The sequence below is a fragment of the Xanthobacter tagetidis genome (genome assembly GCF_003667445.1).
Classification (GTDB): Bacteria; Pseudomonadota; Alphaproteobacteria; order Rhizobiales; family Xanthobacteraceae; genus Xanthobacter; species Xanthobacter tagetidis.
On sequence record NZ_RCTF01000007.1, the window covers coordinates 192,932 to 207,938 of the forward strand.

Genomic DNA, 15,007 nt, shown 5'->3' on the forward strand with positions numbered 1-15,007 from the left:
CAAAGCCAAGCCTGGATCGCGAAGCCGGCCGCTTCAGGAGGGCCGCGGCCGGGGCGGGTGGACAATCGCGCCCGGCGATGCAAGGCTTGACCCACCCGCTGCGGCGCCTTTGCGCCGCCCCTTGAGCGACACCAAGCGCCACGGCTAGACGGGAGTTTCCCACATGATCCCATTGGCCCGCCTTGCGGCATGCCTGCTTTTTTGCGTTGCCGCCCCGATCGCCACAGCACAGACCGCCACTCCGCCGCCCGGACCTCCGCCCGCGACGGCGGCGCCGGCCCAACCCAGTGCCTCGGACAGCGCCGCACCGGCGACGCTTCCCGAGACGCTGCGCGCCGATATCCGCGACCTCGTAAAGACGCTGCAGGATGACAAGGCGCGCGAGGCCTTCGTCGCCCGCCTGAGCGCATTGATCGCGGCGGATCGCCAGGAGGCCGAGCTGCCGCTGCGCGACGACTGGCTCGCCGGCGCGACCAGCGCGCTCGGCGCGTTCTCCGGCTCCGTGCTCGGGATTGTCGCGGAGGCGGAGACGGTGCCCGCGCAGCTGAACCAGCTGTTTTCCAGCCTGTCCGACCCGTTCGTGATCGAGCGGATCGCCTGGGCGGTGGGGGTGGTTGCGGCGGTGCTGTTTGCCGCCTTGGCGGCCGAATGGGCCGTCAAGGCGCTGCTCGCGGGGTTCCGCCGGGCGGTGGAGGCGCGCGGTGGCGGCTCGTTTGCGAGCCGGGTTCTGCTCCTCCTGGTACGAACGGTGCTGGATACGCTGCCCATCGTCGCCTTCGCGGCGGCAGCCTTCGGCGTTCTGGCGGTGGTGGAGACCAGCTTCCTGGTGCGGCTTGCCGTGGTGACGGTGGTGAACGCGAACGTCCTGGCGCGGGTCATCATCGTCGGGTCCCGCGCGGTGCTCGCGCCCGATGCTGCCCGGCTGCGGCTTCTGCCCCTCGACGACGAAAGCGCCGCCTACGGCTTCCTGTGGGTGCGGCGCTTCACTCACACCGCCGTCTATGGCTACTTCCTGCTGCGCACGGCCTGGATTCTCGGCCTGTCCTTCGCCGCCTACAACGTCCTGGGCGACCTGCTCGCCCTGGTGATCGCGGGCATGGCGGTGGTCTTCATCCTGCAGGTCCGCTCCTCGGTGGCCCGGCGCCTGCGCGCATGGGCGGCGCCGAGCGGCGGCGTCGCGCGCCTGCGCAACCAGGTGGCGGACTTCTGGCACCTGCTGGCCATCGCCTACGTCACCGCCGCCTATGTGGTGTGGGTGACCAATCTGGAGGGCGGGTTTGCCTTCCTCGCGCGGGCGACGATCCTGTCCGTGCTCACGGTGACGGCGGCGCGCCTCATTTTGTTCGCGCTGCACCGCGTGTTCGGCATGGTGTTCCGCCTCGCGCCGGAGATGCAGCTGAAATATCCGCTCCTGGAGATGCGGGCCAATCGCTACCTGCCGGCCCTGCGACAGGCCGGCCAGGCGCTGGTGGGCGCGCTCACCATCGTCGCGCTGCTGGAAATCTGGGGCGCGCGGCCGTTCGAGTGGCTCGCCTCCACCAGCGGGCAGTCGCTCCTGGCGCGCGCCATCTCCATCCTGGTGGTCGTGGCCGCGGGCTTTGCCACCTGGGAACTCGGCGCCGCCTTCGCCGAGCGGATGACCGCGCGCAACCCCACGTCCACGCGCCTGAAGACCCTGCTCCCGTTCATGATGAACGGTCTCAGGGTCGTGATCATCACCATCGGTGGGCTGATCGTGCTCTCCGAACTTGGGGTCAATATCGCCCCGCTGCTGGCGGGTGCCGGCGTGCTCGGGCTCGCCATCGGCTTCGGCGCGCAGACCCTGGTGAAGGACGTCATCACCGGGATCTTCATCCTCATGGAAGACACGCTTTCGGTGGGCGACGTGGTGGAGGTGGGCGCCCATGCGGGTCTGGTGGAGAAGATCACCATCCGCACCGTCCACCTGCGCGACTTCGACGGCAATGTGCATTCCCTGCCGTTCGGCGAAGTGCAGACCATCAAGAACATGTCGAAGCACTTTGCCTATGCAGTGGTGGATGTCGCGATCGCCTATCGCGAGAACATCGACGAGGCGCTCGCGGTCATGGCCGAGGTCGCCCAGGACATGGCGGAGAACGGACCGCTGGCCGAGACCATCATCGGCCCGTTCGAGGTGGTGGGCGTCGAGGGCCTGAAGGAATCCTCCGTGTGGCTGCGCGGCCGCTTCAAGACCCGGCCGCTGGGGCAGTGGAACGTCCGGCGCGAATTCTACCGGCGCATCAAGGCGGCGTTCGACGCGCGCGGCTTCCAGGTGCCCTACCCGCACCAGACGGTCTATTTCGGCGAGGACAAGAAGGGCGGCGCCCCGCCGCTGCGGATGGTCCGCGGCGAGGCCGGAACCGCGCCGTCGCGCAGCCGAGCCCGCAAGGCGGAGGCCGCCGCTTCCGCCGCGACCCCCGGCCCGCTCATCGAGGAGCATCCCGGCGCGCGCGAGCGGGCGGAGGACGAGAGCGAGGCGCTGCTGCCGGCGGTGGAGAAATAGGCGGCCACCGGCGCCCCGGCTCCGCGCCGGACGTGATGGGCGGTCGGCGTGCGGGGATTCATTTTGCGCCGATCACGCTCTAAGCTGGGGCAGGTCGTACGGCAAAGGGGGAGACGGTGACGAGGCGCGCACGAAGCCCCGCCCCTGCAGAGGGTGGCGCCGCCGATGGCGCCGTCGAGACCGCGCTCCAGCCGATCCATCGCCGCGCCGGCGCCGCCATCCGCCGCAACCGCATGGAGCGGAGCCTGACTTTGACGGAGCTGGCGGCGGCGAGCGGCATGTCGATCGCCATGCTGAGCCGGATCGAGAACGGCCAGTCGGCGGCAAGCCTCGAGGTTCTTGAGCGTCTTACCGCGGCGCTGGGCATCGGCCTTGCCGCCTTGTTCGAGGCGATCGAGGACACGTCCGGCGCGGCGCAGCTCGTCAAGGCGTCCGACCAGATGGAGGTGGTGCGCACCGGGACGCGCCACGGCCATGTCTACAAGCTGCTGGCCTACCAGAAGGGGCCACGCAAGGCGTTCGAGCCGTTCCTGATCGAGATGGACCAGGAGAGCGACGCCCATCCGCGGTTCCAGCATCCCGGCACCGAGCTGATCTACATGCTGAGCGGGCGCATGGAATACCGCTTCGGCGACCGGCTGTTCCTGCTGGAGCCGGGCGACAGCTTCACCTTCGCCGGGGCGGTGGTGCACGGGCCCGAGCGGCTGCTCGATCCCCCGATCCGCTTTCTCTCGATCATCGTCTATGGGGAATAGGCCCGCGCTCAGAACCCGGTCCGGTCGCGCAGGCGATACCATCCTTCCACCAGCGGCACGCCGAGCGGCGCGAGGGCGCGCAGCGGATGGCCGGGAAAGGGCAGGTGGTCGAACGCGCTCGCGCCTTCCGGCCGCCCGAGCATGCGCAGTGCGATCTTGCGGCCGAAATGGGTGGCGCGCGACACCCCGGTGCCGCAATAGCCGAGCGCGTGGAACACCCCGTCGCGATCCTGGCCGAGATGGGGAAAGTTGTCGTGCGTGTAGCCGATGGCGCCGCTGAAGGTGTGCGTCACGGGAATCCCGCCGAGATCGGGGAAGACCGAAAGAAGCTCGCGCGCCAGATGGGCAAAAGCGGACGGCGCGCCCTCCCGCCGGAAATGGGCTGCCCGGCCGCCGAAAACGATGCGGTTCGCCCCGGGCGCGGGCCGGAAATAGAAGAACACGCGGTTGGAATTGCCGTAGACGCGGCGGCGCGGCATGGCGCGGTCCATGACCGCGTCCGGAACGGGGCCGGTGGCGATCTGCGCCGAGACGATCGGCACGATGCGCCGGCGCAGATAGGCGCCGACGCCGGCTGTGTAGCCATTGGTCGCCACCAGCACCGCCCGCGTTTGCATCTGGTGCCCGTCGAAGCGCACCGTGTGCCCGCCCGATCCGGTCTCGATGGCCCGCACCGGTGCCCGGCTCTCCAGGCGCCCCCCGGCGGCCGCCACCCTGGCAAGGAGCCCGGCATGGTAAAGGCCGGGATCGAGGCTCGCATCGTCGGGCAGGATCGAGCCGCCGAAGAACAGGTCCGAGCCGATCTCGCGGTGCTGCTCGCCCTTGGGCACCATCTCGAAGGCGACGCCGGCATGCCGGGCCAGATCCTCCATGTCGCGGGCCATGGCCTCGTAGTGGGCCGGCCGCATGGCGCCGCGGAAGCGCCCGCAGCGGACGAAGGCGCAGTCGATGCCCTCGTCGGCGACCAGGCGCTCGATGCCGTCCAGCATTTCGACGCCCTCGCGCAGCATCTCCTCCGCCTTGCGCGCGCCGAACATGGCGATGAGCGACGCGACGCGGAACTTCTGATTGCCGCTGCCCACCTGCCCACCGTTGCGGGTGCTGGCGCCGAACCCCAGCGGACCGGCGTCCACCACGAGGACCTGCCGCCCCGCGCGGGCGAGGATCAGGGCCGCGGACAATCCCGTGAAGCCGGAGCCCACCACCAGCACATCGGCCTGCCGCGGCAGCCGGGCGGAGAGCGGGATGGGAAGCGCGGGATCGCGCGGCGGCGTCCGATCCCACCAGTATGGCTGACGCGCGATGGCCGCAGTCCCGGCTTGGCCGCGCGCCAAGGAGACCAGGCTCGGACCTCTCCCACCATCGTCCATGCGCGCCCCGCCGTCATCCTGCGCCGTGTCACTTCCTATTTCATACAAACTGTTTGCAGCTGAAGCAAACTTCGCAAATGATGAGCATCCGCGACAGCTTCCGGCTCGCCGGCGCGAAAATCCTCATGTGCCTGGCGGGTCCCGTCCCGCGGCATGAAGATTGCCTGACAATACCGGGACGCAGTCGCGGCATCTCTCGCGCGGTGGACGATCATGAGAGCATACCCCTCACGGCCGGCGGAAGAGTTCGTCTATTTCGATCAGCTTCGGGGCGACCCGCTGGAACTCGGCATCTTCGAGCGCCTGTCACCCGACGAGAGGCAGGCGCTGCGCGCGGCCGGGCGTCCGCTCTGGCTCAATCCCGGCCACCTGCTGTTCAGGCAGGGGACGCGGCACGGCGGCATCTTCGTCATCGAAAGTGGCCGGGTGCGCACCTTCTACACCTCGGAGCGCGGGCGCGAACTGACCATTGCCTACTGGACGCCCAGCAATTTCGTGGGCGGGCCGGAGCTGTTCGGCCGCGGCAAGCACTGCTGGTCCGGGCAGGCGACCGAGCATTCCCAGGTGCTTTACCTGAGCGGCGACCAATTGTGCGAACTGCTGCCGCACATGCCGCTGCTCACCATGGCGCTGCTCGACGGGCTGGTCATCAAGGGCCGCTGCATGTCCAACCTGCTGCAGATGCTCGGGACGCAGAGCGCGGCCGCGCGCCTCGCCAAGGCGATCCTGGAACTGGCGGAATGCTATGGCGTGCCGGCCGCGGACGGGGTGCATCTGGAACTGCCCTACACCCACAGCGAACTCGCCGCCTTGATCGGCGTGACGCGCCAGTGGGTCACAATGACCCTCGCCAAGTTCCGCGAAGACAACGTGGTGGGCGGCGATGGCCGCAACCTTGTGATCCGTGACTGGGATGCGCTGAAGGCGCTCGACCACTGAGTGCGACGTCGAGGTGGTATTTCAATTCAATAATTTCGACCGCTGTACTGGCGATCTGGTTCTGCTGATCTTCTCGGTGCAGAGCGTGTCTGCACCGATTCCCGGCGATCTTGAAGGCGTCTGCCTAAATGCGCGCCATTGCTTGAGGCGCAGTGCAATTCCTTGACTACGGGGATTGCGACTATTCCTGCCCGACTCCTACTCTCAGATAAATTTGTTTCCTCACAGCAAAAAACAGCAGACTTCCAGGAGCGCGCAAATGGCCGATCACGAGACGCCCCTTCCGGCCCAGTCACGGCTGGATTTCTCCCGCCGCCAGTTCATGGTGCGCTCGGCGGCGACCATCGCCGGGGCGGCGGCCTCGTCCTACGGCTTCGCCTGGGGCGATCTTGCCTACGGCCAGCAGCTCTCCGGCGCACCGGTGGAGTTCAACGTCGCCATCCGGCCGGACTGGACCCAGGGCTGGTTCGGCATGATCAACCAGGAAAAGGGCTTCTGGAAAAAGTATCTGCCGGCCGGCTCCAACGTCACCTTCTCCCACCCGATCCAGGGCGGCATCGTCACCAGCGAGCTGATCGCCAACAAGAGCGTGATCGGACATAACGGCGATGCGCCCGGCCTGATCGCCACCTTCCAGCGCGAGCGCGTGGACATCCGCGCGGTCGGCATCATCGGCTCGTCGCCCTCGGGCTATGCCACCTTCCAGGTTCTGGTGCGCAAGGACGCGCCCGAGTTCGCGAATTCGAAGGAAGCGCTCAAGTGGATGGACGGCAAGAAGGTCGCCACGCCGAAGGGCTCGGCGTCCGATCGCTTCTTCCAGGACGTCCTGAAGCGCGAGGGCGTCAAGCCGGCGGAATACCTCAATCTCGCCATCGGCGTCATCACCACCAGCCTCCGGAACGGCACCATCGACGGCGCGTGCACCTGGGACCCGCAGGGCGCGGCGGTGAGCACCGTGGCCGGCGAAGGCATCGCGCGCGTGGTGGCCACCGGCTATCCCTGGAACGAGCGCGATTTCGGCACCATGGTCGCCCGCAAGGACTTCATGGACGCCAAGCCGGAGATCATGAAGGCCTGGCTGAAGTCCGAGATCGAAGCGCAGATCTGGTACTGCGATCCGCGCAACCATGACGAAGTCATCACCATCGCGCAGAAATACGTGAAGGGCCTGTCCCGTCAGGCGCTCTGGTTCTCGCTGGCCGGCCTGCTTCCCGAACCCTATTACGGCGGCCCGATCCGGGACGAGAAGCTGTTCGTGTGGAACGACGAGATCCGCGCTGTCCAGGCCAAGGTGGTCGAGTATCTCGCCGCCAACAAGGTGATCCCGTCCTCGACCCTGCTGCCCGGTGCCGTCGACGACAGCATCGCCCGCGAAGCCATGAAGGAGATGGGCGTCTCCTCTCCGCTCGTGACCCTGAAGGCGGTGCCGCTGGACAAGGGCTATCCGCTGCTCGGCAACAAGGACCGCATCGAGGACTATGTGGCGCTGTTCAGCTGAGCCACGACGAAAGCAGGAAAGGCCATGTCATGGCAGCTCCCACTTCCTTGCCGGGTCCGGGGTCCGGCCCGGCCGGCGCCAGGCCCGCGGCCCGGTGGATTGCGTTCTTCCAGGCGATGCTCGGCATCTCGATATTCTTCCTGTCCTGGTTCCTGCTGGTGGATGTGTTTGCCGTGTGGCGCTTCGCGCAGCTTCCGAAGCTCTCGGTCAGTCTGCGCGAGATGTTCAGCCCAGATCCCACCTTCGGCGTCTCGGTATTCACCAAGGAATACTACGATCACCTGCAGGCCAGCGCCGGCCGGGTCGTCTTCGCATTCCTCATCGCGGTTTCGGCCGGCGTGGTGATCGGCATCCTGTCGGGCTGGAACCGCTGGTTTCGCGCCGTGTGCCAGCCCCTGCTGGAACTGGCGCGGCCGATCCCGGTTCTGGCCTGGATTCCGCTCGTCATCCTGGTGATGCCGTCGCGCGAGAGCGCGGTGATCGCGCTCACCTTTCTCGCCGCCTTCTTCATCACCATCCTCAACACCATGCTGGGCGTCCGCTCGATCGACGAGGTCTATTTCCGCGCCGCCCAGTCGCTCGGCTTCTCGCGCTGGGCGATCCTGCGCCACGTGGTGATCCCCGGCGCGCTGCCCTTCATCTTCGTCGGATTGCAGATCGCCATGGCCGCCTGCTGGTTCTCGCTGGTGGCGTCGGAGATCGTCTCCGGCACGGCGGGCCTCGGATACAAGGTGTGGGAGGCCTATTACTACGTGCAGTTCGAGACCATGGTCATCATGATCCTGACGCTCGGCATCTGCGGCTACATCTCCAGCGCCATCATCCGCCGGCTCGGCGCCTATCTCATGCGCTGGCGCGGCAAGACCCTCGGAGGCGTGGCATGAGCCGGGGCGCTCTCTCCTTCCGCGCGGTGCGCAAGGTCTACGATCCCGAGGGCAAGGCGGTGCTGGCGCTCGACGGCGTCGACCTCGACATCGCCCCCGGCGAATTCTGCGCCATCGTCGGACCCTCCGGATGCGGCAAGACCACCCTGCTGAATGCGGTCGCCGGCTTCGAGACGCTGACCGCGGGCGCCATCCAGCTCGATGGGCGCACCATCGCCACCCCCGACGCAAGCGCGGCGCCGGGCGAGGACCGCATCGTCGTGTTCCAGAACGGCGCGCTATTCCCCTGGCGCAGCGTGATGTGGAACATCACATGCGGCCCCGTCATGCAGGGCCGGATGAGCGAGCGCGAGGCCCGCGAGCACGGGCTGAAGCTGCTCGCCCGCGTCGGCCTCAAGGGGTGCGAGGACAAGTATCCGAACGACTTGTCCGGCGGCCAGAAGCGGCGCGTGGAAATCGTGCGCGCGCTCATCAACGACCCGGCCGTGCTGCTGCTCGACGAGCCGTTCCGGGCGCTCGACGCGCTCACCAAGAGCGTGATGCAGGAATACCTGCTGGAACTTCTGGTGCAGTTCCCGAAGACCGTGTTCTTCATCACCCACGATCTGGAGGAAGCGCTGTTCCTCGGCGACAAGGTCGTGGTGTTCACATCGCGCCCCGGCCGCATCAAGGAGGTCGTGAGCGTCGACATCCCGAAGCCGCGCAGCCACGAGGTGCTCACCTCGCCACGCTTCCTCGAGCTGAAGGCCGCGCTGTCCGCCGTGGTCCACACCGAGGCCATGCGCGCCTTCGAGGCCGGCGAGAAGGAGATGGCCCGATGAAGTCGCTCGCCACCGCCGCATCCGCTCCATCCGCGACGCCCGCCGAAAGGGGAGTTCCGTTGTCCGCCGGGATCAGGAAATACGTCCATCGCCACTTCGACCTGGTGGTGGGGGCCGCGACCCTCATCGCCTTCTTTCTCGCCTGGCAGTTCGCGCGCCCGCTCGGCATTCCCGGCCTGTCCGCGGTCGAGCCGCCCACCAAGGTGGTGGCCGCATCCTGGGACCTCCTGTCGTCCGCCACCTTCTGGACCGCCTGCTACAAGAGCGTGCTGCGCATCCTTGCCGGCTTCGCGCTGGCGCAGATCATCGGCGTGCCGATCGGCCTGATGATGGCCACCAACCGCATGGCGTTCCACACCATCTTCCCGGTCACGGAGATCCTGCGGCCGATCCCGCCGGTGGCGTGGATCCCGGTTGCGATCATCTTCTGGCCGACCCGCGAGATGAGCACCGTGTTCATCGTCTTCCTCGGCGCCTTCTGGATCGTGCTGCTCAACACCATCGGCGGCGCCTCCACCATCGACGAGAGCTACCGCCGCGCCGCGCTCTCGCTCGGCTCGAACCGCTGGCACCTGTTCCGCTACATCGTCCTGCCGGCGACCATGCCATCCATCGTCACCGGCATGGTGGTGGGCATGGGCATCAGCTGGGAAATGGTGGTGGCGGCGGAGATGATCGCCTCCGACACCGGCCTCGGCTACCTGCTCTGGCAGTCGTTCGAGATCAATGCCGGCGCCCAGGTCATCGTCTGCATGCTCGCCATCGGCATCGCCGGATTCGTGTCGAGCGCCCTCATCGGCCGGGTCGGCCGACTGCTCACCCCCTGGCAGGGGAGGCGCTGATGGACGCGCGGACCAATGCACGCTCTCCCGGCGCCGGTTCCGGCGAGATCGTGGTGAGCCACGCCAGTGTCGGCATGTTCGACCGGGGCGGAAAGTCGCTGCAACTGGTGGAGGATTGCTCCTTCCTCGCCGAGCGCGGGCTGTTCACGGTGCTGGTCGGCCCCTCCGGCTGCGGCAAGACCACGCTGATGAACCTCATCGCCGGCTATATCGGCGCCGACGCCGGCACCGTGCGGCTCGACGGGGTGGACGTGAAGGGACCGGGCTGGGACCGCCTGATGGTGTTCCAGGAAACGGCGCTGTTCCCCTGGATGACGACGCTGGAGAACGTCGCCTACGGGCCGATGGTGCGCGGCATCAAGACCATGCCGGAGATCCGCGCCGAAGCCGGGGCGCTGCTGGAGAGGTTCGGCCTCGGCGAGTTCAAGAACCGCTATCCGCGCGAGCTGTCCGGCGGCATGCAGCGGCGCGGCGAGCTGGCCCGCGCGCTGATCAACGATCCCCTGGTGCTGCTGATGGACGAGCCGTTCCGCGGGCTCGATGCCATGACGCGCCAGCTGATGCAGGAATACCTGACCAGGCTGTTCGAGGAGACGCGCACCACGACCATCTTCGTCACCTCCGAGATCGACGAGGCGATCTTCCTCGCCGACCGGCTGGTGGTGCTGTCCCGCGCGCCGGCGAGGGTGGCGGCGGTGATCGAGGTCGACCTGCCGCGCCCGCGCCGGTTCGAGCAGCTTTCCTCGCCCCGCTACGCGGAGCTGAAGGAGCAGGCGCTGAACCTGCTCTATGCCGAAGCCGCCGCCGCCTTCGAGGAGACCGGAGCCGGGGCCGACATCAAGGAAGCGTTCGAGAGGCGTCATGTCGCCGACTGATGGGCGCGGCGCGGTTCGCCGCCTCGCGCGCTCCCAGCCGACAGGGGGAGGGCCATGGACACGGCATTGATCCTGAAGGTGGCGGCGATCGCCTTCGCGCTGCTCGGCGGAGGCTGGTCGCTGCTGGCCGCCCGGGTGCCGCTGATGGACGGGCCGGACCCCGACCGCAGGCGCCGCCGCCATTATCTCTTCGCCTACGGAGCCACCAGCGTGAGCGTCCTTCTGCTCGCGGGCATGGCCCTGGCCTAGTTCGCGCCCCCCGACGCGGGGCCCTTGCCGAAACCGCCTTTCAGACGGCGCCGCGCGCGCCGCAGGGACACCTTTGCCTTCGAGGACCGCCATGGGATTCAGACGCGCGCTCGATCTCTTCCTCGCTCCCAAGGGGGCCCAGGACGGCATGGCACTTGTTCCAGGCGGCGCCTTCGTGATGGGGTCCGACCGCTTCTATCCGGAGGAGCGGCCGGCGCACCGGGCAAAGGTCGGGCGCTTCCTCATGGATCGCACGCCGGTCACGAACGCGCGGTTCGCGGCCTTCGTCGCCGCCACCGGCTACGTCACGGTCGCGGAACGGGTGCCGGATCCGGCGCGCTATCCCGGCGTGACCGCGGACCAGCTCGTGCCCGGCAGCCTCGTCTTCGCGCCGCGCACCGATGGTCCGAACCGCGGTCCGGCCGATTGGTGGCGCTACGTTCCCGGTGCCTGCTGGCGCCATCCGCAGGGGCCCGCCAGCGATCTTGATGGCCGCGACGATCACCCGGCGGTGCATGTGGCCCATGAGGACGCGGCCGCCTATGCCGCCTGGGCCGGCAAGCGCCTTCCCAGCGAGGCCGAATGGGAATGCGCCGCCCGCGGCGGCTTGAGGGCGGCCGAATATGCTTGGGGCGGCGAGCTCGCGCCGGGCGGGCGGCGCATGGCGCACATCTGGCCCGGCGGCCCGTTTCCCCGCCACGCAGGCGACACGCCGCCCGGCACGGCGGCAGTGGGGCTCTATCCCGCCAACGGCTTCGGCCTGCACGACATGATCGGCAACGTCTGGGAGTGGACGGACGACTGGTATGGCACCCGGCACGCGGCCGCAGCCGAGGGCGCCCCCGGAAGATCCTGCTGCGCAGCACGCGCGCGTAGCCTCGACCCCGCCCAGCCGGACCTGCCGATCCCGCGCAAGGTGCTGAAGGGCGGCTCGTTCCTGTGCGCGCCGGATTTCTGCCAGCGCTACCGGCCGGCGGCGCGCCAGCCGCAGATGATCGACAGCGCGGCCTGCCACATCGGCTTCCGCTGCGTGGCCGACGCCTGAATTTCACCCCCGCCCAAGGACAAGACCAATGAAGCCCAACGTCGTCTTCATCCTGACCGACAATCTCGGCTACGGAGAGCTTGGCTGCTATGGCGGCGGTGCGCTCCGGGGCGCGCCGACGCCGCGCGCCGATGCGCTCGCCGCCGAGGGCATGCGGTTCACGAACTTCAACGTGGAGGCGCAGTGCACCCCGAGCCGCTCGGCCATCATGACCGGGCGCTACGCCATCCGCTCCGGCACGCTCACGGTGCCCATCGGCAACCCGGCAGTGGGCGACATCGAGGTGCAGGGGCTGAACCCCTACGAGGTGACGATCGCCAGGCTTCTGTCCGACATCGGCTACGCCACCGGACATTTCGGCAAGTGGCATCTGGGCAGCGTCGACGGGCGCCTGCCCAACGACCACGGCTTCGACGAGTGGTACGGCATCCCGCGCACCACGGACGAGGTGTTCTGGCCCGACAATCCGCACTTCCTCGAAGCCGGCATCGAGCCGCAATACATCATGGAGGGCGTGAAGGGCGAGACGAGCCGGCGGCTCAAGCCCTACGACCTCGAACAGCGCGCCTTCATGGACGCCGAGATCACCCGGCGCACCATCGACTTCATGGAGCGCGCCGTCGCGGCGAAGATGCCGTTCTACGCTTATGTGCCCCTCACGCAGGTGCATCTGCCGACGCTGCCCCACCCCGACTTCAAGGGCGCGACCGGCAACGGCGACTTCGCCGACAGCCTCGCCGAGACCGACCATCGCCTTGGCCAGATCCTCGACACCATCGAGCGGCTCGGCGTGCGCGACGACACCATCGTCGTCTTCACCTCCGACAACGGACCCGATCCCACCTGGCCCTGGCAGGGCTCGTCCGGGCCGTGGCGCGGCTACTATTTCACGCACATGGAGGGGTCGCTCCGGGTGCCGTGCATCATCCGCTGGCCCGGCCGCATCCCGCCAGGCGCGGTCACCAACGAGATGGTGCACCAGATCGACACGTTCACCACGCTCGCCGTCCTGTGCGGCGCCAAGGTGCCCGACGACCGGCCGATCGACGGCATGGACCTGAGCGACCTGATCCTGGGCAAGAGCGAGAAGTCGCCGCGCGACGTGGTGTTCGCCTTCGTCGCCGAGCGGCTGGAGGCGGTGAAGTGGCGCAACTGGAAGCTCGCCTTCTACGAGGAGACGCGTGACTGGTTCGCCTCGCCGCAGAAGCTCACCATGCCCAAGGTGTTCAATCTCGTGGCCGATCCGAAGGAGGAGTATCCGGAGGAGAGCCTGCGCAACACATGGGTGATGTCGGTCTGCCTGAAGGCGATCTCCGCCTTCCAGGAGACGCTGCGCAAGCACCCGCCGGTCCCGGAGGGCCTGAAGGGGCGCTACGTGCCGCCGTCGGCGGAGTGACGCGCGGGCCAATCCGAATCTGTGATGGGCGAGGGCCGGACGGGATGCCGTCCGGCCCGGTCCGTTTCATCCGCCCCCGCGTGCAGCCGCGCCCGGTGGGCCGGTCAGGCCTTGGCCTTGCCGCAGAAGGCGCCGTGGAGCGCCTCGACCACGTCCAGCACCTCCGGGCGGGCGATGCGATAGAACACGCTGGTGCCTTCGCGCCGCGCCGCGACGAGGCCGTCCGCACGCAGGCGCATCAATTGCTGCGACATGGGCACCTGTTCGATCCCCAGCTCCTCGCGCAACTGCGCGACCGACTTCTCCTCGGCGCCGAGCGCGCACAGCACGAGGAGGCGCTGCGGATGGGAGAGCGCCCGCATCAGCTCGGCCGCCTGCTCCGATGCAGGGATCATGTCTGAAACATTCATAGTATTGAATTTAGATTATTTGAATGTTATGTGCAAGCCAACACCCGCACCGCCGCAGCCTGCGGATGGCGCCGGATGGCACAAGTTCCAGGAGAGCATAATGTCGGTTGATCGCGCGGTCATGCTGTTTGCCGGGTTCATGGTCCTGCTGTCTTTGGCGCTCGGCATCTACGTCTCGCCCCTGTGGTTCTGGCTCACCGCCTTCGTGGGCGCCAACCTCATGCAGGCCGCCGTCACCGGCTTCTGCCCGGCCGCCATCATCCTGAAGAAACTGGGCGTGAAGTCGGGCTGCGCCTTCAACTGAGCGGACCCCGCCGGCACCAGGGACACGATCATGCAGCTTCTCCCGCGCCGGCTCGCGCCGGCGTTCCGCCTCATTGCCGTCGCCGGAGCGCTCGGCACCGCGGCCATCCCGGCGCAGGCCGCCGAATTCCTCGTGCGCCCGATCGAGGTGCCCGAGCTGAAGGCGGTGTTCGCCGAGGTGGAGAGCCGCACCGTGGTGCCGGCCCGCGCCCGGATCGGCGGCACGGTGCGCGAGGTGAAGGTCTCCGAGGGCTCGCAGGTGAAGGAGGGCGACGAGATCGCCCTGGTGGTGGACGACAAGCTCGCGCTCTCGCTCAACGCCGCCAATGCGAGAATCCAGGAGCTGAAGTCCCAGCTCGCCAATGCCGCCACCGAGCTTGACCGCGCGCAGCAGCTGCTCGCCCGCGGCGTCGCGAGCCAGAGCCGCGTCGACACCGCCAGGACCCAGTATGACGTCGCCGCCAACCAGGTGGCCGCGGCTGAGGCCGACCGCGCCGTGGTGGTGGAGCGGGCGCGCGAGGGCGCGGTCCTCGCCCCCGCCGGCGGGCGCGTTCTGACCGTGCCCGTCACCCCCGGCAGCGTGGTGCTGGCGGGCGACGAGATCGCCCGCATCGCCTCCGGCCAGTACTACCTGCGCCTGTCCTTGCCCGAGCGCCATGCGGCGGACATCAAGGAAGGCGGAACGGTGCGCATCGGCGCGCGTGGCCTGTCGCCGGAGAAGGCCGGCGGCATCGCCGCCGCCCGCTCCGGCCGCATCGTCAAGGTCTATCCCGAGATCACCGCCGGGCGGGTGATGGCGGACGTGGATGTGGAAGGCCTCGGCGACTATTTCGTCAACGAGCGCACCCTGGTGTGGATCGAGATCGGCCGACGTTCGGTGCTGGCGGTGCCGCTGGATGCGGTGACGACGCGCCACGGCATCGACCTCGTGCGCGTCGCCGCCGCCGGCGGGACGATCGCCGTGCCGGTGGTGCTGGGTGAGCGCTTGGAGGTGGACGGCGCGCCGCGCGTCGTCGTGCTCACCGGCCTCGTGGACGGCGACACGGTGCTGGCGCCATGAGCGGGGCGCCCATCGACACCCCCGGCTCGGGCGAGA

15 protein-coding genes are annotated in these 15,007 nt (G+C 68.5%); 13 read left to right on the forward strand and 2 right to left on the reverse strand.

What is annotated here, in order from left to right; all coding sequences use genetic code 11:
* The first annotated feature begins 163 nt into the window (after nt 1-163).
* Together D9R14_RS10860 and D9R14_RS10865 are read left to right on the forward strand one after the other, a co-directional pair.
* The gene (locus D9R14_RS10860) at nt 164-2,524 is read left to right on the forward strand and encodes a mechanosensitive ion channel domain-containing protein (protein ID WP_121623340.1); all 2,361 of its coding nucleotides are present in this window, start codon (nt 164-166) and stop codon (nt 2,522-2,524) included.
* 116 nt (nt 2,525-2,640) lie between these two features.
* Nucleotides 2,641-3,279, forward strand: a complete 639-nt coding sequence (locus tag D9R14_RS10865; protein ID WP_245420716.1) for a helix-turn-helix domain-containing protein — start codon at nt 2,641-2,643, stop codon at nt 3,277-3,279.
* Nucleotides 3,280-3,287: 8 nt separating this feature from the next.
* Here D9R14_RS10865 and D9R14_RS10870 read toward each other — a convergent pair whose 3' ends face one another.
* Nucleotides 3,288-4,613 (reverse strand): NAD(P)/FAD-dependent oxidoreductase, encoded by a 1,326-nt coding sequence (locus D9R14_RS10870; RefSeq protein WP_245420718.1) that lies wholly within the window; start codon nt 4,611-4,613, stop codon nt 3,288-3,290.
* 249 nt (nt 4,614-4,862) lie between these two features.
* Here D9R14_RS10870 and D9R14_RS10875 point away from each other — a divergent pair, with 249 nt between their 5' ends.
* The 9 genes from D9R14_RS10875 (at nt 4,863) to D9R14_RS10915 (ending at nt 13,198) form a co-directional block, all read left to right on the forward strand.
* Nucleotides 4,863-5,588, forward strand: a complete 726-nt coding sequence (locus D9R14_RS10875; protein WP_121623342.1) for a Crp/Fnr family transcriptional regulator — start codon at nt 4,863-4,865, stop codon at nt 5,586-5,588.
* Nucleotides 5,589-5,847: 259 nt separating this feature from the next.
* Nucleotides 5,848-7,086: an ABC transporter substrate-binding protein gene (locus D9R14_RS10880; RefSeq protein WP_121623343.1), complete on the forward strand. Its 1,239-nt coding sequence runs from the start codon at nt 5,848-5,850 to the stop codon at nt 7,084-7,086.
* 29 nt (nt 7,087-7,115) lie between these two features.
* Nucleotides 7,116-7,970: an ABC transporter permease gene (locus D9R14_RS10885; protein ID WP_245420720.1), complete on the forward strand. Its 855-nt coding sequence runs from the start codon at nt 7,116-7,118 to the stop codon at nt 7,968-7,970.
* On the forward strand, nt 7,967-8,791 hold the full coding sequence (locus D9R14_RS10890) for an ABC transporter ATP-binding protein (protein ID WP_121623345.1): 825 nt from the start codon (nt 7,967-7,969) through the stop codon (nt 8,789-8,791). Before D9R14_RS10885 ends, D9R14_RS10890 begins: the two co-directional genes overlap by 4 nt.
* A gap of 59 nt (nt 8,792-8,850) precedes the next feature.
* Nucleotides 8,851-9,633: an ABC transporter permease gene (locus tag D9R14_RS10895; protein WP_121623346.1), complete on the forward strand. Its 783-nt coding sequence runs from the start codon at nt 8,851-8,853 to the stop codon at nt 9,631-9,633.
* A complete protein-coding gene (locus tag D9R14_RS10900; protein ID WP_121623347.1) occupies nt 9,633-10,508 on the forward strand; it encodes an ABC transporter ATP-binding protein in 876 nt (291 codons plus the stop codon). Before D9R14_RS10895 ends, D9R14_RS10900 begins: the two co-directional genes overlap by 1 nt.
* A 54-nt stretch (nt 10,509-10,562) precedes the next feature.
* Nucleotides 10,563-10,757 (forward strand): hypothetical protein, encoded by a 195-nt coding sequence (locus D9R14_RS10905; RefSeq protein ID WP_121623348.1) that lies wholly within the window; start codon nt 10,563-10,565, stop codon nt 10,755-10,757.
* 91 nt (nt 10,758-10,848) lie between these two features.
* Nucleotides 10,849-11,802 (forward strand): formylglycine-generating enzyme family protein, encoded by a 954-nt coding sequence (locus tag D9R14_RS10910; protein WP_245420721.1) that lies wholly within the window; start codon nt 10,849-10,851, stop codon nt 11,800-11,802.
* Nucleotides 11,803-11,830: 28 nt separating this feature from the next.
* A complete protein-coding gene (locus D9R14_RS10915) occupies nt 11,831-13,198 on the forward strand; it encodes an arylsulfatase (RefSeq protein WP_121623349.1) in 1,368 nt (455 codons plus the stop codon).
* Nucleotides 13,199-13,302: 104 nt separating this feature from the next.
* Here D9R14_RS10915 and D9R14_RS10920 read toward each other — a convergent pair whose 3' ends face one another.
* Nucleotides 13,303-13,593 (reverse strand): ArsR/SmtB family transcription factor, encoded by a 291-nt coding sequence (locus D9R14_RS10920; RefSeq protein WP_245420722.1) that lies wholly within the window; start codon nt 13,591-13,593, stop codon nt 13,303-13,305.
* A 115-nt stretch (nt 13,594-13,708) separates the two neighbouring features.
* On the opposite strand from D9R14_RS10920, the gene D9R14_RS10925 reads away from it, so the two are divergent.
* Both D9R14_RS10925 and D9R14_RS10930 read left to right on the forward strand, forming a co-directional pair.
* On the forward strand, nt 13,709-13,912 hold the full coding sequence (locus D9R14_RS10925; RefSeq protein ID WP_121623351.1) for a YgaP family membrane protein: 204 nt from the start codon (nt 13,709-13,711) through the stop codon (nt 13,910-13,912).
* Nucleotides 13,913-13,942: 30 nt separating this feature from the next.
* Nucleotides 13,943-14,971 (forward strand): efflux RND transporter periplasmic adaptor subunit, encoded by a 1,029-nt coding sequence (locus D9R14_RS10930; RefSeq protein ID WP_121623352.1) that lies wholly within the window; start codon nt 13,943-13,945, stop codon nt 14,969-14,971.
* Nucleotides 14,972-15,007 lie beyond the last annotated feature (36 nt).